We start from the raw sequence: 19,009 nt of genomic DNA on the forward strand, positions 1-19,009 counted from the left end.
GCGGTACTGTGGGAGGTCCAAGGGTTCATCATGCGGGTCTTGATCTGGATTCCTATGCGCATTGCCTATTTCATCAACCAGTATCCGAAGGTCAGCCACAGTTTCATCCGCCGCGAAATCCTTGCGCTGGAGCGCCAGGGGGTAGCGGTGCAGCGTATTGCCCTGCGCGGCTGGGACGCGCAACTGCAGGACGGCGAAGACGCAAACGAACGCGACAAGACTCGCTATGTGCTGCAAAGCGGCATCGCGGGCCTGCTCAAACCCACCTGGCAAGTACTCTGTGGGCAGCCACGGCAGTTCTTCGGCGCGCTGTGGCTGGCCATGCGCCTCGGCCTGCGCGCCGACCGCGCCTGGCCCTACCACCTGGTCTACCTGGCCGAGGCCTGCCAGGTGCTGCAGTGGCTGCAGGCAGGCAAGGCACAACACGTGCACGCCCATTTCGGCACCAATTCCACCGAGGTGGTGATGCTGGCCCATGTGCTGGGTGGGCCGGCCTACAGCTTTACCGTGCACGGCCCGGAGGAATTCGACAAACCGCAATTTCTGCACATGGGCGAAAAGGTGCGGCGTGCCGCGTTCGTCGCGGCCGTCAGTTCGTATGGGCGCAGCCAGGTGTTGCGCTGGGTGGCACACGACCACTGGGCCAAGGTGAAGGTGGTGCATTGCGGCCTCGAGCGCAGTTTCCACGAGGTGGCGCCGGTCAGCCTGCCGGCGGCGCCGCGGCTGGTGTGTGTCGGGCGCTTGTGCGAGCAGAAAGGGCAACTGCTGTTGCTCGAAGCCGCGCGGATATTGGCCGCCCGACCGGTCGGTTTCGAGCTGGTGCTGGCCGGTGACGGCGAGATGCGTGGGCAGGTCGAGGCATTGATTGCCCGGTATGGCTTGCAGCGCCAGGTACGTATCACCGGCTGGATCAGCAGTGCCCAGGTGCGCGAAGAGATCCTTGCCGCCCGCGCACTGGTGCTGCCCAGCTTCGCCGAGGGGCTGCCAGTGGTGATCATGGAGGCCATGGCCTTGCGCCGACCGGTGCTGACGACCTATGTGGCGGGCATTCCCGAGCTGGTTCAGCCGGGCGAGAACGGCTGGTTGTTTCCCGCCGGCGCCGTTGACGAGCTGGTGACGGCCATGGCCGAGTGCCTGGCGCAACCTGTCGAGGTGCTGCAACGTATGGGCGAGGCGGCCCGCCAGCGTGTGCTGCAACGGCATGATATCGACACCGAGGCGGCCCGGTTGGCCGATTATTTCAAGGCATCCGCATGATCAGTGTATTGGCTTGGTTACTCGGCATCCTGGCGCTCATCGTCCTGTTGCCAGTACTGCTGCTGTTGGGGCAAGTGCTGCTGGCTTGCCTGCCGAGGCAGGCGCAGCCCCTGGGCGGCAACAGGCGTCCGCAGGTGGCAGTGCTGGTGCCAGCGCATGACGAAGCTTCGATCATCCACGCCACGCTGGCGAGCATCGCCCCGCAATTGCAGGCTGGCGACCGGTTGCTGGTAGTGGCGGACAACTGCACCGACGACACCGCGCAACTGGCCCGCGAGGCCGGCGCGGAGGTGGTCGAACGCCACGACCTGCGCTTGCGTGGCAAGGGCTATGCCTTGGACTTTGGCGTGCGCCACCTGGCCCGTCAGCCGCCCGAGGTAGTGATCGTGATAGATGCCGATTGCCGGGTCGGCGAAGGCGCTATCGAGCGCCTGGCGCGTCGTTGCCACGAAGTCGCGCGGCCGGTGCAGGCGCTGTACCTGACGCATGCCCCGGCGGGGGCCGGAACGAAAGTCCAGATCGCCGAATTCGCCTGGCGGGTCAAGAACCTGGTGCGCCCGCGCGGTTGGGCGCGGCTGGGCCTGCCTTGCCAATTGATGGGCGCGGGCATGGCGTTCGGTTGGCGTGACCTGGCCCTGGTCGACCTGGCCAATGGGCACCTGGTGGAGGATGTGAAACTGGGCCTGGATCTGTGCCAGCAAGGCAAACCCCCGGTCTTCTGCCCCGAGGCGTTGATCACCAGCCAGTTCCCGGCCAGTCAGCAGGGCCTGAACAGCCAGCGCACCCGCTGGGAGCATGGCCATCTGGGGTTGATGCTGAGCGATGCTCCGAAGCGTGCGCTGGCCGCCGTCAGGCAAGGCAACGGCAGCTTGCTGGCGATGACCCTCGACCTGCTGGTGCCGCCCCTGGCATTGCTGGTGCTGGCCTTGCTCGGGGTCAACCTGGTGGCCTGGGCGGCTTACCTGCTGTTCGGCGTCGCGGCACCGGCGTGGATCGCCCTGTGGGCGCTGGCGCTGCTGGGCCTTGCCGTCATGCTGGCGTGGGCGCGTTTCTGTCGTGAATTGATCCCGTTTTCCGTATTGCTGTATGCACCGTTCTACGCGGCAAGGAAGGTCCCCATGTACCTGGGGTTCCTGATCAAGCGCCAGGTTGACTGGGTACGTTCGAAGCGGGATGAAGACTGATGGCTGAATGGCAGCAGCGCTGGGCCGGCATCATCGACAAGCTCGAAGCCGTGGCTGACGACGCTGCCGCGCAGCGCCTGCTCGACCGGCTGGCCGTCGTGCAGAGCCCGACCGTGCTCGGTTTCGTCAATGCCCATGCGATGAACCTGGTCGTGCGCGACGGCGCGTACGCTCAGGCATTGTCGGCGGCCGACGTGCTGCTGCGTGACGGCGCCGGCATGGCGATTCTCTATCGCCACCTCGGCCTGGGGCCCGGGCTCAACATGAATGGTACCGACTTCATTCCCCGGCTGATGGCTGCCTACCGCGGGCGGCGAGTGGCATTCTGGGGCACCCGGCAACCCTACCTGGACCAGGCCGCGCAGCGCAGCGCCACCCTGTTCGGGGTGGTGCCGGTATCGGTCCATGATGGATTTGCCAGCCTGGAAACCTATCTGCAACTGGCCAGGGAGCAGCGCCCCGAGCTGATCGTGCTGGGCATGGGCATGCCCAGGCAGGAGGCGGTAGCGGCGCAGTTGGCGGCCACCGGTGAACCGTGCCTGATCGTATGTGGTGGGGCGATCCTCGATTTTCTCGGCGGCAAGGTCAGCCGAGCGCCGCTGTGGCTGCGGCGTGTGGGCGGGGAATGGTTGTACCGGTTGTCGCGCGAACCGAAGCGCCTGTTCATGCGCTATGTGGCGGGCAACCCGTTGTTCCTGCTGCGCGCTTTGCTGTACCGCCGCAGTGCAGGGGGCAGCGGACGCAGCGTGTAGACGGACGGACCCCGCGCGGTCGGTGGGGCTGGCACGTTGATGGCGGCTGGCTGCTACAGTGAGAGCAAGGCGGTGGGCTGCACGATGCTGTTTCGCTGGTTTTGCATGGGCCGTTCCAGGCTTGCGGTTTGATCAAAAGGACTTGCTGCGCGTGAATTGATGAGGTCTGAGATGGTTTTCGAACCCAGAAGCAGTCGTTCCTTGCTTCAGAGAAGAAGCAGCGTCAGTAACGCCATCCAGGCCGGTCTCGACGGAATAGCCGTCACCGGTATCGCCTGGTACCTGATCTACGAGCGGTTCGGCTATATCACCTCCGATTACGTGATCATGTTGCTGTTGCTGATTGGCGCACTGGCGGTGATCTACGATCACTATGCGATCTACCGCACCAACGTCGGTTTATCGATCAAGGCGTTCCGGCTGTTCAAGGCGTGGTCGGCGACCTTCTGCTTCCTGGTGGTGATGGCCTTCCTGACCAAACAGAGCGAAACCTACTCGCGGTTGCTGGTCGTGCAACTGTTCTTCATCGGCTACATCGCCCAGTTGTTCCTGCACTTTGCCGTGCGAGAACTGCAAAAGCGCTTCAGCGCACATGCGCGGCTGGACAATGCCCTGATCATCGGCGCCGGTGACCTGGCCAATTTCCTTTATCAGAAAATCAGTAATAACCCCTGGTTCGGCGAACGGGTGCTGGGCTGCGTGCTGATCGACGAGCCTGACGAGCCGGGGCGCGAGGTTGCCGAGGGCAAGCAACGCCTGCCGGTGCTCGGGCACATCGCCGCGCTGGACGAGATCGTCGCCCGGCACGCCATCCGCACGGTGTACCTGGTCACGCCACTGGGCGGTTCCGAGGTCATCAACGATGTGTACCTGAAGTTGCTCGACAAGTGCATTGCGGTGAACTGGGTGCCTGACATCTTCTCCTTGCGCCTGATCAACCACAGCGTGCGGGAAATCGCCGGCATTCCGGTGCTGACCTTGTCGGAGACGCCGCTGACGGGTACGAGCCTGTTCCTGAAAAACCTCGAGGACAGGGTATTGGCGGCGCTGATCCTGCTGTTTGCCTCGCCGGTGCTGCTGGCCGTGGCAGTAGCGATCAAGCTGGATAGCCGGGGCCCGGTGTTCTTTCGCCAGGAACGCACCGGCTGGACCGGGGAAGCGTTCCGTATCTGGAAGTTCAGGAGCATGCATGTGCACCAGCCGGAGGAGGGCGTGATCAGGCAGGCGCAGAAGAATGACCCGCGGCTGACCCGGGTCGGTGCGTTCATCCGCCGTACCAGCCTGGACGAGCTGCCGCAGCTGTTCAATGTCCTGACCGGGGAAATGTCGCTGGTCGGGCCGCGACCGCATGCCCTGCAGCATGACACGCTGTATTCGCAGGACATCGTCGATTACTTCGCCCGCCACAATATCAAGCCTGGCATGACCGGCCTGGCACAGGTGCGCGGGTTCCGGGGCGAGACCAAGGACATCGAGCAGATGATCCAGCGCGTCGACTCGGACATCGAGTACATCAACAACTGGTCGCTGTGGCTGGATTTCGTGATCCTGTTGCGTACGTTGAACGCATTCACCGGTAAGCAGGCTTATTGAGCCGAATCACGCCTGTGAACACTGCCCTCAGGCGGGTTGCTCCTTGCCCAGCGGGTGCAACGCCCTGAACCCCCGTGCTTCTTCCACCAGCCAGTCATGCACCGCCCGTGCGCCGGGCTGGTTCAACCCGCCCGGCGGGTAATGCACCACGTAGCGTTTGTGGTTGGCAATCGGCACCCCGAACGGCACGATCAGCGCTCCCCGCTCCAATTCGTCATTGAGCAGGGTGCGTCGCGCGATGGCCACGCCGCTGCCGGCGATCGCCGCCTCGATGGTCAGGTGGTTGCGGTTGAAGGTATGGCCGCGCCGTACATCGAGACCGGCGGCACCGATGCCTTCCAGGTAGAACTCCCATTCAGCATATTCCGAACTGCCACGCCAGGCGGTGATGTCGTGCAGCAGCGGGTAGTGCGCCAGATCCGCCGGCCCGTGCAGTGGCGGGCGTCCGCGCAGCAGGGCGGGAGAGCACACCGGGAAGATCTGCTCGTCCAGCAGCGGCGTCGACAGCATGCCGGGGTAACTGCCGTCGTTCAGGTCGATGGCCAGGTCGAAATCACCGGGGGTCAATGCCTGGGCACTGTCTTCGGCCACCAGCCGCAGTTCGATGTCCGGGTAGCGTTGCTGGAAGCGCGGCAGGCGCGGCGTGAGCCATTTGGCCAGGAACGACGGGATCGAACGCAGGCGCAAGGTGCCACGGATTTCGCCCGCATCCAGGCGCAGCAATTCAGCTTCGATGCTGCCGTAGGCTTCGGCCACGGTCTGCGCCAGGCGCTGCCCCTCGGCGCTCAGTTCCACGCCGCGCGCCCGGCGCAGGAACAACCGATAACCCAGGCGTTCTTCCAGTTGGCGCATCTGCTGGCTGACCGCTCCCGGGGTGATGTGCAGTTCTTCGGCACAGCGGGTGAAGGACAAGTGCCGGGCCGCACAGGCAAACACATGCAGCCAGACGAACAGCTGGCCATTGAGTTGTCGACGCATTGTTTAGTACCACTAAAGCCTTGCTTAGAAAGTTTCGTTGGTCATCCGTGAGCCAGCGCGGCAGTATCGCGCAAAATCGCAATACCGCTCAATTTTTTCAGAGAACCGTGCTGCGGGTTCATACTCGCTCACGGTCAGGCATTAGCATGGCTATCAGTGTTTTCGACCTTTTCAAAATCGGCATCGGGCCGTCCAGCTCCCACACCGTCGGCCCCATGCGGGCAGCGGCGACCTTTGCCCAGGCCCTGCGTGAGCAAGGTCTGCTGGGCCGGGTAAGCCGTGTCGAGGTGCGGCTGTATGGTTCGCTGTCGGCCACCGGCGTTGGCCACGCCACCGACCGCGCCTGCCTGCTCGGCCTGATGGGGCAGTGGCCGGACCGTATCGACCCGGCCACCATCGAGGCGCGCATTGGCCAGGTCATGCAGGAGCATTGCCTGATGCTCGATGGCAGCCACCCGCTGGCGTTCGAGTACAGCCGCGATCTGCTGCTGCTCGACGAAAACCTGCCCTACCACCCGAACGCCATGAGCCTGGAGGCCCTGGACGGGCAGGCCAGCCTGTTGCGCCAGACCTACTATTCGGTGGGCGGTGGTTTCGTCGTCGAGCAGGCCGAGATCGATGCGCCACCCGGCGAAGCGAACGCGGTGCAGCTACCGTACGAATTCGACAGCGCTGCGCAGTTGCTGGCCTTGTGCAAGGCTCATGGTTTGAGCGTGGCGCAATTGATGATGGCCAACGAGTGTGCCTGGCGCCCGGAGGCCGAAGTGCGCGAGGGCCTGCTGCGGATCTGGGCGGCCATGCGTGAATGCGTCGACAACGGCCTGCGCAACGAAGGCATCCTGCCTGGCGGCCTGCATGTCAAGCGGCGTGCAGCGCGCTTGCATCGCAGCCTGCAGGAGCTGGGCAAGCCCAACGTGATCGGTTCCACCCTCAGTGCCATGGAGTGGGTCAACCTGTTCGCCCTGGCGGTGAACGAAGAGAACGCCGCAGGCGGGCGCATGGTCACCGCGCCCACCAATGGCGCCGCCGGGATCATCCCTGCGGTGTTGCACTACTACATGAAGTTCAACCCCGGCGCCTGCGATGCGGATGTGGTGGACTTCCTTCTGGGCGCAGCGGCGGTCGGTATCCTGTGCAAGAAGAACGCGTCGATCTCCGGGGCGGAAGTCGGCTGCCAGGGCGAGGTGGGCTCGGCCTGTTCGATGGCCGCTGCCGGCCTGGCGCAGGTGCTTGGCGCGACACCGCCGCAACTGGAAAACGCCGCCGAGATTGCCCTGGAACATAACCTGGGCCTGACCTGCGACCCGGTCGGCGGCCTGGTGCAGGTGCCCTGCATCGAGCGCAACGCGATCGCGGCGGTGAAGGCGATCAACGCCGTGCAGATGGCCTTGCGCGGGGATGGCGAGCATTTCATCTCGCTGGACCGGGTGATCCGCACCATGCGTGATACCGGGGCGGACATGCATGCCAACTACAAGGAAACCTCGCGCGGCGGTTTGGCTGTTGCGTTCGTGGAGTGTTGAGTAACCAGACCGGTTAGCGCGGCCTTGTGCCGCGAAAGGGCTGCAAAGCAGCCCCCGTGTCCTTTTTCTGCGCTGAAATACCGGGGCCGCTTTGCGGCCTTTTCGCGAAAAGGCCTATGTACGGGCGGTTACTGGCGGGCTTTCTGTTTCGCTTCGAGGAAGCTCGCGCGCATGTCCTTGGCCCAGCCATCCAGCACCGGCTTGACGTCGTTCAGGGTCAGCTTGGTGGTTTTGTTCTCCAGTTCCTGCCCTGCACCCTTGCGCACTACCTGGGCCAGCACCTTCTGGCTGGCACCATCCAGGAACGCAGCCTCCACACCAACATCCACATCCTGGTCGCGACCGCCCATGGCCGTGTTCACGCCGGCCGAGATCAACGCGATGGGAATGATCTCGTAAGGCTTGAGGCCTTCGTTGCGGGTGGACACCGCCGTGATCGCAGGACGCACCACGAGCACCCCGGGCCCGGGGCCCTTGGCCAGGGGCACGACGCTGCCCATCTCACGGCGCAGGGCCTCATTGAAGTAGCGGGTGATTTCCTGCAGCGTCTGCGCCGAGATGACTTCCGTCGGCTGTGGCCGGGGGTAGAACTGGCTAGGCTCGATGAATACCTGGCTGTACTGGTTGACGTTGGCCTTGGGGTCGATCCAGCGCATCACCGGAGCGCCCGAGGGGCTCCTGGCTTCTGCCAGGCGGCTGTAGTCCTTGAGGAAGCCGGAGTAGTCCTTGGGGTCCACGCGGTTGCTGGAACAGGCAGCAACGGCGAGCACTGCGGCGCACAACAGGGTAATGCGGGGCAATGATTTCATGATGAAAATGCATCCATGGTGGGTCGGCCAGAACAACGCTAGCAGGTGCACGACAGATGGCCAGTGCCTGGGTTCAATCGCCATGAAAATCGCCCATCTGTCGCGGCTGTTCAGCCCAGTGCCTCGCGCAAGCGGTACCACAACATGCCCAGCGCCAGCAGCGGCGAGCGCAGTGCCTTGCCGCCGGGGAAGGTCAGGTGCGGCACCGCACTGAACACGTCCAGCCCGCGGCTGTGGCCGAGCGCAATGCTTTCGGCGAGCAGCCTGGCGCTCCAGTGCGTGACATTCAGGCCGTGCCCTGAATAGCCCTGGGCGTAATACACGTTGCGTTGCTGGCTGAGGCGGCCGACCTGAGGAAAGCGGTTGGCGGTGATGCCGATCATGCCGCCCCATTGGTAATCAATCCGCACCTCGGCCAGTTGCGGGAATACCTTCAGGACCTTGGGCCGCATGTAGGCAGCGATGTCTTTGGGGTCGCGGCCGGAATAATGACAGGCGCCGCCGAACAGCAGCCGGCGGTCTGCCGTGAGGCGGTAATAGTCCAGGCCGACCTTCTGGTCGCACAGCGCCATGTTCTGCGGGATCAGCCGGGTGGCCAGCGTTTCAGGCAGTGGCTCGGTAGCCACCACGTAACTGCCGGCCGGCAGCACCTTGCCGCTCAGGCGCGGTTCCAGTTCATCGAGGTGGGCGTTGCAACCGAGCACCAGGTTGGCTGCGCGCACCTTGCCATGGGCGGTGTGCAGCACCACCTGGTGGCCATGCTCGATGCGCAGCACCGGGCTGCGCTCGAAGATGCGCACGCCCAGGCCGTGGGCGGCACGTGCTTCACCCTGGACCAGATCAAGCGGGTGCAGGTGGCCCGAGCCCATGTCGACCAGGCCGCCAGCGTACTGGTCGCTGGCGACGATTTCGTGCAGCTGGTCGGCACCGACCAGGCGGGTTTCAGGGCGATAGCCGAGGTCGGCCAGATCGTCCAGTTCATCCTGGAACGCGGCGAACTGGGCGGGTGTATTGGCCAGTTCGCAAAAGCCCCAGCGCAGGTCGCAGGCAATGCCGTAGCGGGCGATGCGGCTGGCCACCAGCGCTACCGAATCGATGCCGGCCTGCTTCAGATAACGCACGCCGTCCTGGCCGACATGCCGGGCGAAACCGTTGACGTCATGGCCGATGCCACGGATCAGCTGGCCGCCGTTGCGTCCGCTGGCACCCCAGCCGATGCGCCGGGCTTCCAGCAGTACCACCGACAGGCCGCGCTCGGCCAGCTCCAGCGCCGTGTTGACGCCGGTCAGCCCGCCACCAACCACGCATACGTCGGCCGTCTGTTCGCCGTCCAGGCTGGGGTAGGGCGCCGCATCGCGTGCCGTGGCGGCGTAGTACGAGGCGGCGTGTTGGGTCGTGAAGGACATGGCTGTTCTCGGCTCAGCGGTTGGACTTGATCTTGCTCCAGGAGCGGGTCATGACGCGCATGATCTTCGGGCTCGGAGTGCTGGAGATATACAGCTTGTCCAGCACCTCCTGGGGTGGGTAGACCTCGGGGTTGTCGACCAGCGATGCATCCATGTAGGCCTGGGCATCTGGGTTGGCATTGGCATAGCCGACCGTGGTACTGACCTTGGCGATCACCTTGGGATCGAGCAGGTAGTTGATGAACGCCAGGGCCTGTTCAGGGTTGTTGGCATCCTTGGGGATGGCCAGCAGGTCGAACCACAGGTTGCTGCCTTCCCTGGGAATGCTGTAGGCGACCTTCACCCCGTTGTTCGCCTCCACGGCGCGGTTGGCGGCCTGGAACACGTCGCCGGAATAGCCGAAGGCCACGCAGACATCGCCATTGGCCAGGTCGGCAACGTACTTGGAGGAATGGAAGTAGGTGATGTAGGGGCGCAGTTCGAGCAGTCGGGCTTCGGCCTTGGCGTAGTCGGCCGGCTTCTCGCTGCGCGGGTTCAGGCCCAGGTAGTTGAGCACGGCCGGGAACAGTTCGTCGGGCGAGTCCATGAATGCAACGCCGCACTGCTTGAGCTTTTTCAGGTTCTCGGGCTCGAACAGCACTGCCCATGAGTCGATATGATCGACGCCGAGGGCCGCCTTGACCTTGTCGACGTTATAGCCGATGCCGTTGGTGCCCCAAAGGTAGGGCACGGCATAGCGGTTGCCGGGGTCGTTCTGTTCAAGCTGTTTGAGCAGCTTGGGGTCCAGGTGCTGCCAGTTGGGCAGCTTGCTGCGGTCCAGCGGCATGAAGGCACCGGCCTGGGCCTGGCGCGCGAGGAAGTGGTTGGACGGAACCACCACGTCATAACCCGTGCGCCCGGCCAGCAGCTTGCCTTCCAGGGTTTCGTTGGAATCGAACACGTCATAGACCACCTTGATACCGCTGCTGGCCTGGAAGTCGGCCAAGGTGGTGTCGCCGATGTAGTCGGTCCAGTTGTACACGCTGACCGAGGGGGTGGCGTGGCCGGTGCTGGCGAACAGCAGGGTGAACGCGGCGGGTATCAGGGTGTGAAGATGACGCATGGGGACACCTCGTTGGTCTTGTTGTTCGAGTTCGGTGGGGTGTTGCCGGGTAGCAGCGGCGAGGGCCGGTTCAGACGCTGAGCATCAGGAACTCACGCTCCCACGAGCTGATCACCCGCTTGTAGTTCTCGTGTTCGGCACGCTTGACCGCCACGTAGCCCTGGACGAACTGCTTGCCCAGGTACTGCTGCACGGTCTCGCAGTCTTCCATGTGCTGCAGGGCGTCTTCGATGGTGATCGGCAGGCGCAGGTTGCGTCGTTCGTAGGCGCGGCCCTGCACCGGGGCGCTGGGCTCGATGCGCTCGACCATGCCCAGGTAGCCGCACAGCAGGCTGGCGGCGATGGCCAGGTACGGGTTGGCGTCAGCACCGGGCAGGCGGTTTTCCACGCGCATCGACTCGGGGCTGGAGGTGGGCACGCGCAGGCCGGCGGTGCGGTTTTCCTCACCCCATTCGACGTTCACCGGGGCCGAGGTGTCCGGCAGGAAGCGGCGGAACGAGTTGACGTTGGGTGCGAACATGGGCAACAGCTTGGGGATGTACTTCTGCAGGCCGCCGATGTGGTACAGGAACAGCTGGCTCATGCTGCCGTCTTCATTGGCGAAGATCGGCTTGCCGCTGGCGATGTCGACCACGCTCTGGTGCAGGTGCATGGCGCTGCCCGGCTCGTCGGTGATCGGCTTGGCCATGAAGGTGGCCGCCACATTGTGCTTGAGCGCCGCCTCGCGCATGGTGCGCTTGAACACCGTGATCTGGTCGGCCAGGTCCAGCGCGTCGCCGTGACGGAAGTTGATCTCCATCTGCGCGGGGCCGTCTTCGTGGATCAGCGTATCCAGGTCCAGGCCCTGGATCTCGCACCAGTCATAGACATCTTCGAACAGCGGGTCGAATTCGTTGGCGGCATCGATCGAGAACGACTGGCGCCCGCTTTCGGCACGGCCGGAACGCCCCAGTGGCACCTGCAGCGGCAGGTCCGGGTCTTCGCAGCGCTGGGTCAGGTAGAACTCCATCTCGGGCGCCACGATCGGCTGCCAGCCCTGGTCGGCATAGAGCTTGAGCACCTTCTTCAGCACGTTGCGTGGCGACAGTTCGATGGGGTTGCCCCGCTTGTCGAAGGTGTCGTGGATGACGATCGCGGTCGGCTCGATCGCCCACGGGATCTGGTAAACCGCAGTCGGGTCGGGGCGGCAGACCATGTCGATGTCGGCGGCATCCAGCAGGTTGTAGTAAATGTCATCGTCAACGTAGTCGCCAGTGACTGTCTGCAGCAGCACGCTCTCGGGCAGGCGCATGCCACGCTCGTGAAGAAACTTGGCGGTGGGCGCGATCTTGCCGCGGGCGATGCCGGTCAGGTCGCTGATCACGCATTCGACTTCGGTGATCCGGTGTTCTTTCAGCCAGCTGGACAGCTGATCGAAGGGGGCGTTCATACAGACCTCTTGGTTGGGTTTCAGTGGGGGAGCGGGTGTCCGACGAACCCCGTTACCGGGTTTCGAAGGCGTTGCGCTTCCCAGTTGACGCGCTGGAGACTATCTTGGTCGCAGCCCCTGTGGCCGATCTATCCACTTTCTCCGGAAATGAATGCACCAGAAGAGTGCAACTAGGACCGCGCGTGACAACCGCCAATGCCCTGCAAGTCCAGGCCTTCCACACCACCGATGTCACCGAACAGGTGCGTGTCACCCCGGCGTGGCAGCAGCAATACCGGCAGATGTCGCCCGGGCATTTCAGCGGTGAGTTGCGTTGCCTGGGGCTGGAGGGCGTTGAGGTATACGAGGAACGCCTGAACACCCGGGTAGAGCAGTTTTTCCGGGCACCGAGCGGTTCGCTGGCGTTCTGCTTCGACCGCAGCGAGAACAGCCTGTACCTGTTGAACGAACAGAGCCGCAACATCTGGATCACACCGGAGAACTACGAAGAAGTGGCGGTGGTGTTCGACCAGGCATTCCTGGCCAGCCATGGCCTGGACCCACAGCGCCTCGAAGGTTTGTTCATGGTGCCCCTGGGCAGCGGCCAGAATGCGCTGTTCGGCAGTTGGCTGAGCGCCACGCTGACCCGCCTGGGCGAGGCCGACTGCCCGTTGCAGGGGCAGGCACTGGCGGAACAGCTGCTGGATGACTGCCTGTTCATCCTCGACAACGCTTGCCAACGCCTGCAGGGCTTGGCCCTGGGGCGGCGTGACGAGGAACGGGCGATCATGCGGCGGGTCAGCGAGTGGGCGGCCGATTGCCCGGAAGAGACCCTTAACCTGGTGGAACTGGCGGCGGTTGCCGGGGTTTCCCTGCGCCAGTTGCAGCAGGCGTTCAAGGCGTTTACCGGAATGTCACCGGCGCACTGGTTGCGCCTGCGTCGGCTCAACGGTGCGCGGCGCGACCTGTTGCGCAACGGGGGCGCGACCGTGGCCGAGGTGGCGATGCGTTGGTCATTCTGGCATTTGGGAAGGTTTTCAGAGAGTTACCGGCAGTTGTTCAAGGAATTTCCCAGTGAGACCTTGAAGCGGGGCAGGGGCTGGGTACCGGAAAGCGGCTGCAAGCCCAGGCAGCACTGAGCCCTGCATTGCCGCGCAAAAATTGCTATCGTGCCGGCCTGTTTCCACCCGAGGTGCCGATGTTCTACCTGCCTTTGCTCAGCGACCAGGCCGACCGCCTCGCCAGCGAGCCCGCTACCGAGTTCTTCAGTACCGCCAGCCTGCTGGAAGCCGCTACAGTGCTGTTCGTGCAAAACCTGCCGCGCCAGCCCGCCGTGGCCTCGGCTGACGCGCAGGAGCGCCGTTTCGCTGAAATCGTGCGCATCGCCAATGAGGTCGAGAGCGCCGCACCCGGGCGTTTCCAGGGCCAGGTGGGGCAGCACTTCGACCGTGAAGCCTTCGCGATGGGCCTGGGCATGCTCGGCGACAACGGTATCGCCCTGTTGTCCAGCGAAGTGGCGTACCAGGCCGACGAACTGCTGGACGCCGAAGGCCAGTGGAACTTCCAGTTCGCCGACAGCTACCGCCAGCGCGCAACACCGCTGTACCCGGTGCACCTGCCGTCGCTGGCCAGCGACCTGATGCTCAGCGACCAGCAGCACCGGCTGTTGCGCGAGTTTCTCAGTGGTATCGACGAATCGGTGGCCGTGCAGGGGTTCGCCGGTACTGGCAAGACCTTCCTGATTCATCAGTTCGCCCGCCTGCTCGATCCGCAGCGAACGCTGTTGCTGGCGTTGACCGAAGGCCAGTTGCGCGCCTTGCAGGCGCGGGTCAAGGACGCCGCGGCCTATACGGCGCTGACCTTCGGCCAACTGGCCGACGAACTGCTCAACCGCGACCTCACCAGCAACGGTTGGCGCCTGCGCGATCCCTACCGCACCAAGCTGTCGTGGCGCCCGCAGGATGCGCAGGTGGTCCGCTGGCTGGGCATTCCCGACATCGGCCCGCTTGCTGCCCGGCAGGTGGTAACGTTGTGCATTCGCGCCGTGCGGACGTTCTGCCATAGCGCCGATAGCCAATTGCAGCTGCACCATCTGCCGTGGGCCGGGCCGGGGACCACGCCACTGGATCAAGAAGTGCTGCTGGAAAAGGCACGGTTGTACTGGCAAGAGCTGATTCGCCCGTCAGCCCGGGAAATCCAGTTGCCGGTACGCGACTATCACCGGGTCAAACTGTTGTCACTGACCGCTGAGGTGATCGACAGCCGCTACACCCATGTCATCGTCGACGAGGCCCACGAACTGTCGGCGCCGATGCTCGCCGTGCTCGACCGCAGCCCGCAGTCGATCATTGCCCTGGGTGACGAGTTGCAGAACCTCAACGGCCTCAGCCCGCACCATGGCAGCTTCATTCGCCAACGCTGCATCGACCGCTCACTGCGCGCCGGGCCGGCCATGGACAAGGTGCTCAACCCGCTGATCCAGGCACATCCGGCGGCAATCCAGGGCGCCTTCAGCGGCAGTGCCGAGCATTACACCCGGGTCAGCTTCTTCGACACGGTCAGCATTCCCGAACAGCCCACCGCACTGATCGTCGACGACGAGTGGGGCCTGTTCGGCTGGTTCCAGCGCCTGACGCACCTGAGCGTGCCGTTCGTGCTGCTGAAAAGCGCGCGCAAGGACTTCGAGCTGTTCGTCGAGGACTGCATCGAACTGTATCGTCATGGCACCCGGCCACGTCACCCGATGCTGTTCCGTTATGCCAGTTGGCAGGTGCTGGAACAGGACAAAGGCGATGACAAGGCATTCGTTGCCGTGGCCAATATGCTGCGCAAGGGCTATACACCCGAGCACTTTGCCCGGGCCAAGAGCCGTTACCGCTGGGACAAGGCGCCCAAGCTGTTCCTGGGGCGGGTACGGGATGTGAAGAACATGGAGTTTGCCCGGGTCATGGTGTCGCCGGAACTGATGGTGGCGCCGCAGGTGGCCGGGAACCGCAACGAGCGCGCGCGGATGCTGGCCGGGTTGTACACCGCCTGTTCGCGGGCGCGGCATGAACTGATCGTGCCGGGCGGAATGCTGGACTGGGTCAAGGACCAGGTTCGGGATTGAGTGTTGGGGCCGCTTTGCGGCCCCGCGGCATCAATTCAGTTGCGATCCAGCCAAACCGTCTGCGCATTGGTGAACTCGCGCACGCCAAAGTGCGACAGCTCGCGCCCGAAGCCGCTCTTCTTCACCCCGCCGAACGCCACGCGGGGGTCGGAGGCGCAGTAGCCGTTGATGAACACGCCACCGGTATCCAGGGCTGCAGTCATGCGCTCGGCCAACGCATAGTCGGCGGTGTAGATGGTCGAGGCCAGGCCGAAGTCGCTGTCGTTGGCCAGCTCAACCGCATGATCCGCATCACGGGCACTGATGATCGCCGCCACCGGCCCGAACAGCTCCTGGCGGAACGCCGTCATGTCCGGGGTGACGTTGGCCAGCACGGTCGGTGCGTAGAAGTTGGCCACGCCGTCGACCTTGTGTCCGCCCAGCAGCAGGGTAGCGCCTTCGACGATGCTTGCCTGGACCTGGCCATCCAGCTCCTCACGCAGGTCGTAACGGGCCATCGGGCCGATGTAGGTATCGTCTTCCAGCGGGTTGCCCACCTTCAGCTCACGCGTGGCGTCGACGAACCGGCGGGTGAATTCTTCCACGACGCTGGCTTCGACGATCAGGCGCTTGGCCGCTGCGCAGACCTGGCCGGTGTTCTGGTAGCGGCCGATTACGGCCGCCTTCACGGCGGCATCCAGGTCGGCGTCGGCCAACACGATGAACGGGTCGGAGCCGCCCAGTTCCAGCACGCACTTTTTCAGCGCCGCGCCAGCCTGCGCACCAATGGCCATGCCGGCCCGTACGCTGCCAGTGAGGGTCACGGCGGCGATGCGCGGGTCGTTGATGGCACGGGTGACCCCGTCCGGGGTGACGTTCAGCACCTCGAACACGCCTTCTGGCAGGCCGGCATCCTTGAACAGTTCGCCCAGCAGGTAAGCGCTGCCCATCACGTTCGGGGCGTGCTTGAGCACGTAGGTGTTGCCGGCCAGGATCGCCGGCACGGCGCCGCGCAGTACCTGCCATACCGGGAAGTTCCACGGCATCACTGCCAGGATCGGGCCCAGCGGGCGGTATTCGATGCGGGCCTTTTCCACCTGGGTCGGCTCGGCAGCGAGCATCGCCGGGCCGTGCTCGGCGTACCAGCGGCACAGGCCGACGCATTTGCTGACCTCGCCACGGGCCTGGGCGATCGGCTTGCCAATTTCGCGGCTGATCATCTGCGCGAAGGTTTCGGCCTTGGTTTCGAGCGTGCTGGCCAGCGCCAGCAAGTATTCGCTGCGCTGACCCAGCGACACCTGGCGCCACTGGCGGAAGCCAACCTTGGCACGTTGCAGCGCCGCTTCCAGTGCGGCGTCGGTGTCGAACGGGTAAGCGCCGATCTGCTCGCCGCTGTACGGGTCGAGGGAGATGGCGTGGCTCAGGCTGCTGATCGCGCTCATGGCGGGACACTCTCGTAGTCGTTGATCCGAGACGCCAGACTAGTGGGCTAGGGCTTTAATGAAAACTGAATAATAATGAGCGAAACATTCACGTTTGGAGAATGACTGTGGACCTGGTGCAACTGGAGATCTTCAAGGCGGTAGCAGAGCAGGGCAGTATCAGCGCCGCCGCGCAGCACATCCATCGGGTGCCGTCGAACCTGACTACACGCATCAAGCAGTTGGAGGAAGACCTTGGCGTGGCATTGTTCATTCGTGAAAAGAGCCGCCTGCGCCTGTCACCGGCAGGCTGGAACTTCCTCGAATACACCCGGCGTATCCTCGACCTGGTTCACGAGGCGCGCCTGACTGTGGCCGGCGAGGACCCGCAAGGCACCTTCGCTCTGGGGTCGCTGGAAAGCACGGCGGCAGTGCGCATCCCGGCCTTGCTGGCGGCATACAACCAACGCTACCCCAAGGTCGACCTGGACCTGTCTACCGGGCCATCGGGGACCATGCTCGAGGGCGTGTTGTCCGGGCGCCTGGTGGCGGCATTCGTCGACGGGCCGGTGCTGCACCCGACGCTGGAGGGCATGCCGGTATTCGAGGAAGAAATGATGGTCATTGCACCACTCAACCATGCCCCGGTAACCCGCGCCCGGGAGGTCAATGGCGAGAACATCTATGCTTTCCGCGCCAACTGTTCCTACCGCCACCACTTCGAGAACTGGTTTGTCCAGGACCAGGCGGTACCAGGCAAGATCCACGAAATGGAGTCGTACCACGGCATGCTGGCCTGCGTCAGCGCCGGCGCCGGCCTTGCCATGATGCCACGCAGCATGCTCGACAACATGCCCGGTTGCAGCACAGTCAGCGCCTGGCCGATGTCAGAGGACTTCCGCTACCTGAAAACCTGGCTGGTGTGGCGACGGGGTACGGTGTCGCGCAGTTTGAGCATGTTCGTGAAGCTACTTGAAGAACGCCGCACAAGCTGATGTCCAGGCAGCGCACAGTTGCCCATCAAAGCGAATTTCATCCAGGCGACCACGCATCTGCACGAACACTGTTTGCTGAGCACGATCAGATAATAGGTAAGCCATCCTCGAACGGAGGGTCGTACCATGCGTAAACATCACTATGCCCTTGGCGTGGCACTGCTGGTCGGCCTGGCGCTGCCCTGGACCCTGGCGGCCGGCGCCGACCTGAATGCCCCGATCGACATGCAGGCCGTGCAGTTGCAGCCACAGGAACAGAACGGCGTCCGCTACCTGCAAGGCGGCATCGGCCAGGACGAGGCCAATGCCCTGCGCAAGACCCCGGGCTATGATCTTCACGTCGAACTCTCGACTGGCCCGGAAGGCAAGTTCCAGAGCGGTGCCAGCGTGGATATCCAGAATGCTCAAGGGCAGCCTGTGCTCAGCATCCAGGATGCCGGGCCGCTGCTGTACGTACAATTGCCGCCGGGCAAATACAAGATCACTGGCACCGCCCAGGGCGAGACGGTGCAACAGGACGTGACAGTCGACGGCAAATCACCGGCGACCGTCAACCTGAACTGGCGTTGATGGCGAACGCGGCGGGAGTACGGGTGTACTCCCGCCTGCAAGAGGCGCATTGTCATGAGCCTGGAGCAGCAACTACAAACGTTGGACAAGCAGGGCTACGTGCTGCTACCGGCGGTGCTCGACCCCTTGCGCATCGCCTTGTTGCGCTGCGCAATCGATGACTTGCAGCCCATCCACTGGGACTACCAGGGGCTGTTGGAACACTACAAATGCGTGTTCAACCGCAACCCGTTGTGGTTGCCGTTTCTCGACCTGCCAGCGCTGATTGCCCTGGCCGAGGCGGCACTGGGCGCCGACTGCCATGTGATCGGGCAGACCGCGTGGCGCAGCCACCCGGGCTACCCAGGCATGGCCCTGCACCTGGACCACCTGCCCATGCAGTTGCCCGACTGGCTCAGCGAACGCGGCGACTTCCTGCAACCCGTGCAGATCCTGACGGCGCAGCTGTACCTGAGCGACATCGACCAGGAGATCGGGCCGACCTGGATCGTGCCCGGCAGCCACCGCGCGGCGCGACCGCCGCAGGCTGGCGAAGACCAGTGGCAGGGCCGCAAGGCCGAGCCGGTGCTGTGCAAGGCCGGGGACGCGCTGCTGTTTCGCAGTGATGTCTGGCATGGCGGTGGCGCCAACTGCAGCCATGCCCGTGAGCGCGACATGCTGCAGGTTCACTATGGCCGTCGCATGGTGGCGCAGAAGTTTTCACCTTACCTGAACTGGCGCTTCAATCCGCAGGTGCTGGAGGCGGCCACGCCCCGGCAACGACGCCTGCTGGGTGAACATACGGAAGCGGAGTACGACTGAGGCGCCATCCCCGGCACGCCAGATGCTGAGCGAAGTCATTAGCCAATAGTGGCAATAGACTTTCAACTTTCGGATTATCTGGATAATAATCAGAAAAGTATTACTTCGTGTGACCGATGCTC

16 protein-coding genes are annotated in these 19,009 nt (G+C 64.1%); 10 read left to right on the forward strand and 6 right to left on the reverse strand.

Annotated features, from left to right (window positions below):
* Window positions 1–54: 54 nt before the first annotated feature.
* The 4 genes from ACVWZT_RS21225 (at window position 55) to ACVWZT_RS21240 (ending at window position 4,786) form a co-directional block, all read left to right on the forward strand.
* Window positions 55–1,257, forward strand: a complete 1,203-nt coding sequence (locus tag ACVWZT_RS21225; RefSeq protein WP_457471198.1) for a glycosyltransferase — start codon at window positions 55–57, stop codon at window positions 1,255–1,257.
* Window positions 1,254–2,441 (forward strand): glycosyltransferase family 2 protein, encoded by a 1,188-nt coding sequence (locus tag ACVWZT_RS21230; protein WP_457471200.1) that lies wholly within the window; start codon window positions 1,254–1,256, stop codon window positions 2,439–2,441. Before ACVWZT_RS21225 ends, ACVWZT_RS21230 begins: the two co-directional genes overlap by 4 nt.
* On the forward strand, window positions 2,441–3,193 hold the full coding sequence (locus tag ACVWZT_RS21235) for a WecB/TagA/CpsF family glycosyltransferase (RefSeq protein ID WP_457471202.1): 753 nt from the start codon (window positions 2,441–2,443) through the stop codon (window positions 3,191–3,193). Before ACVWZT_RS21230 ends, ACVWZT_RS21235 begins: the two co-directional genes overlap by 1 nt.
* Window positions 3,194–3,364: 171 nt before the next feature.
* The gene (locus ACVWZT_RS21240; protein WP_296233517.1) at window positions 3,365–4,786 is read left to right on the forward strand and encodes an undecaprenyl-phosphate glucose phosphotransferase; all 1,422 of its coding nucleotides are present in this window, start codon (window positions 3,365–3,367) and stop codon (window positions 4,784–4,786) included.
* 27 nt (window positions 4,787–4,813) lie between these two features.
* On the opposite strand, the gene ACVWZT_RS21245 is transcribed toward ACVWZT_RS21240, so the two are convergent.
* Complete coding sequence (locus ACVWZT_RS21245) at window positions 4,814–5,764, reverse strand: LysR substrate-binding domain-containing protein (protein WP_296233516.1); 951 nt, start codon at window positions 5,762–5,764, stop codon at window positions 4,814–4,816.
* A 146-nt stretch (window positions 5,765–5,910) separates the two neighbouring features.
* On the opposite strand from ACVWZT_RS21245, the gene ACVWZT_RS21250 reads away from it, so the two are divergent.
* Window positions 5,911–7,287, forward strand: coding sequence for an L-serine ammonia-lyase (locus ACVWZT_RS21250; RefSeq protein WP_457471204.1), 1,377 nt, complete (start codon window positions 5,911–5,913; stop codon window positions 7,285–7,287).
* A gap of 128 nt (window positions 7,288–7,415) precedes the next feature.
* On the opposite strand, the gene ACVWZT_RS21255 is transcribed toward ACVWZT_RS21250, so the two are convergent.
* The 4 genes from ACVWZT_RS21255 to ACVWZT_RS21270 form a co-directional block, all read right to left on the reverse strand.
* Window positions 7,416–8,096, reverse strand: a complete 681-nt coding sequence (locus ACVWZT_RS21255; protein ID WP_457471206.1) for a DUF3313 domain-containing protein — start codon at window positions 8,094–8,096, stop codon at window positions 7,416–7,418.
* A gap of 110 nt (window positions 8,097–8,206) precedes the next feature.
* Window positions 8,207–9,502 (reverse strand): NAD(P)/FAD-dependent oxidoreductase, encoded by a 1,296-nt coding sequence (locus ACVWZT_RS21260; RefSeq protein ID WP_457471208.1) that lies wholly within the window; start codon window positions 9,500–9,502, stop codon window positions 8,207–8,209.
* Window positions 9,503–9,515: 13 nt separating this feature from the next.
* Complete coding sequence (locus ACVWZT_RS21265; protein ID WP_457471210.1) at window positions 9,516–10,604, reverse strand: polyamine ABC transporter substrate-binding protein; 1,089 nt, start codon at window positions 10,602–10,604, stop codon at window positions 9,516–9,518.
* A 70-nt stretch (window positions 10,605–10,674) separates the two neighbouring features.
* Window positions 10,675–12,033, reverse strand: coding sequence for a glutamine synthetase family protein (locus ACVWZT_RS21270; protein ID WP_296233510.1), 1,359 nt, complete (start codon window positions 12,031–12,033; stop codon window positions 10,675–10,677).
* A 182-nt stretch (window positions 12,034–12,215) separates the two neighbouring features.
* Here ACVWZT_RS21270 and ACVWZT_RS21275 point away from each other — a divergent pair, with 182 nt between their 5' ends.
* Together ACVWZT_RS21275 and ACVWZT_RS21280 are read left to right on the forward strand one after the other, a co-directional pair.
* Window positions 12,216–13,151 (forward strand): helix-turn-helix domain-containing protein, encoded by a 936-nt coding sequence (locus ACVWZT_RS21275; RefSeq protein ID WP_457471212.1) that lies wholly within the window; start codon window positions 12,216–12,218, stop codon window positions 13,149–13,151.
* Between the two features lie 59 nt (window positions 13,152–13,210).
* Window positions 13,211–15,121 carry an AAA family ATPase gene (locus tag ACVWZT_RS21280; RefSeq protein ID WP_457471214.1) on the forward strand — a complete coding sequence of 637 codons (1,911 nt, stop codon included), beginning with the start codon at window positions 13,211–13,213 and terminating at the stop codon, window positions 15,119–15,121.
* A 35-nt stretch (window positions 15,122–15,156) separates the two neighbouring features.
* Here the strand turns inward: ACVWZT_RS21280 and ACVWZT_RS21285 are convergent, their stop codons facing one another.
* Window positions 15,157–16,542 (reverse strand): aldehyde dehydrogenase family protein, encoded by a 1,386-nt coding sequence (locus ACVWZT_RS21285; RefSeq protein ID WP_457471216.1) that lies wholly within the window; start codon window positions 16,540–16,542, stop codon window positions 15,157–15,159.
* A 107-nt stretch (window positions 16,543–16,649) separates the two neighbouring features.
* Between ACVWZT_RS21285 and ptrR the strand changes: the two genes are divergently transcribed.
* The 3 genes from ptrR (at window position 16,650) to ACVWZT_RS21300 (ending at window position 18,887) form a co-directional block, all read left to right on the forward strand.
* Window positions 16,650–17,516 carry a putrescine utilization regulator PtrR gene (ptrR, locus tag ACVWZT_RS21290; RefSeq protein WP_296233592.1) on the forward strand — a complete coding sequence of 289 codons (867 nt, stop codon included), beginning with the start codon at window positions 16,650–16,652 and terminating at the stop codon, window positions 17,514–17,516.
* A 126-nt stretch (window positions 17,517–17,642) separates the two neighbouring features.
* Window positions 17,643–18,086, forward strand: a complete 444-nt coding sequence (locus ACVWZT_RS21295; RefSeq protein WP_457471217.1) for a carboxypeptidase regulatory-like domain-containing protein — start codon at window positions 17,643–17,645, stop codon at window positions 18,084–18,086.
* Between the two features lie 54 nt (window positions 18,087–18,140).
* On the forward strand, window positions 18,141–18,887 hold the full coding sequence (locus tag ACVWZT_RS21300; protein ID WP_296233505.1) for a phytanoyl-CoA dioxygenase family protein: 747 nt from the start codon (window positions 18,141–18,143) through the stop codon (window positions 18,885–18,887).
* The last annotated feature ends 122 nt before the right edge of the window (window positions 18,888–19,009 follow it).

The sequence above is a fragment of the Pseudomonas sp. TE21394 genome (assembly GCF_054057835.1).

Coding starts and splice junctions, on each gene's coding strand:
- ACVWZT_RS21300 (WP_296233505.1), top strand. CDS start 18,141: ATGAGCCTGGAGCAGCAACTACAAACGTTGGACAAGCAGGGCTACGTG.
- ACVWZT_RS21285 (WP_457471216.1), bottom strand. CDS start 16,542: ATGAGCGCGATCAGCAGCCTGAGCCACGCCATCTCCCTCGACCCGTAC.
- ACVWZT_RS21255 (WP_457471206.1), bottom strand. CDS start 8,096: ATGAAATCATTGCCCCGCATTACCCTGTTGTGCGCCGCAGTGCTCGCC.
- ACVWZT_RS21230 (WP_457471200.1), top strand. CDS start 1,254: ATGATCAGTGTATTGGCTTGGTTACTCGGCATCCTGGCGCTCATCGTC.
- ACVWZT_RS21225 (WP_457471198.1), top strand. CDS start 55: ATGCGCATTGCCTATTTCATCAACCAGTATCCGAAGGTCAGCCACAGT.
- ACVWZT_RS21235 (WP_457471202.1), top strand. CDS start 2,441: ATGGCTGAATGGCAGCAGCGCTGGGCCGGCATCATCGACAAGCTCGAA.
- ACVWZT_RS21265 (WP_457471210.1), bottom strand. CDS start 10,604: ATGCGTCATCTTCACACCCTGATACCCGCCGCGTTCACCCTGCTGTTC.
- ACVWZT_RS21270 (WP_296233510.1), bottom strand. CDS start 12,033: ATGAACGCCCCCTTCGATCAGCTGTCCAGCTGGCTGAAAGAACACCGG.
- ACVWZT_RS21250 (WP_457471204.1), top strand. CDS start 5,911: ATGGCTATCAGTGTTTTCGACCTTTTCAAAATCGGCATCGGGCCGTCC.
- ACVWZT_RS21260 (WP_457471208.1), bottom strand. CDS start 9,502: ATGTCCTTCACGACCCAACACGCCGCCTCGTACTACGCCGCCACGGCA.
- ACVWZT_RS21240 (WP_296233517.1), top strand. CDS start 3,365: ATGGTTTTCGAACCCAGAAGCAGTCGTTCCTTGCTTCAGAGAAGAAGC.
- ACVWZT_RS21295 (WP_457471217.1), top strand. CDS start 17,643: ATGCGTAAACATCACTATGCCCTTGGCGTGGCACTGCTGGTCGGCCTG.
- ACVWZT_RS21280 (WP_457471214.1), top strand. CDS start 13,211: ATGTTCTACCTGCCTTTGCTCAGCGACCAGGCCGACCGCCTCGCCAGC.
- ACVWZT_RS21245 (WP_296233516.1), bottom strand. CDS start 5,764: ATGCGTCGACAACTCAATGGCCAGCTGTTCGTCTGGCTGCATGTGTTT.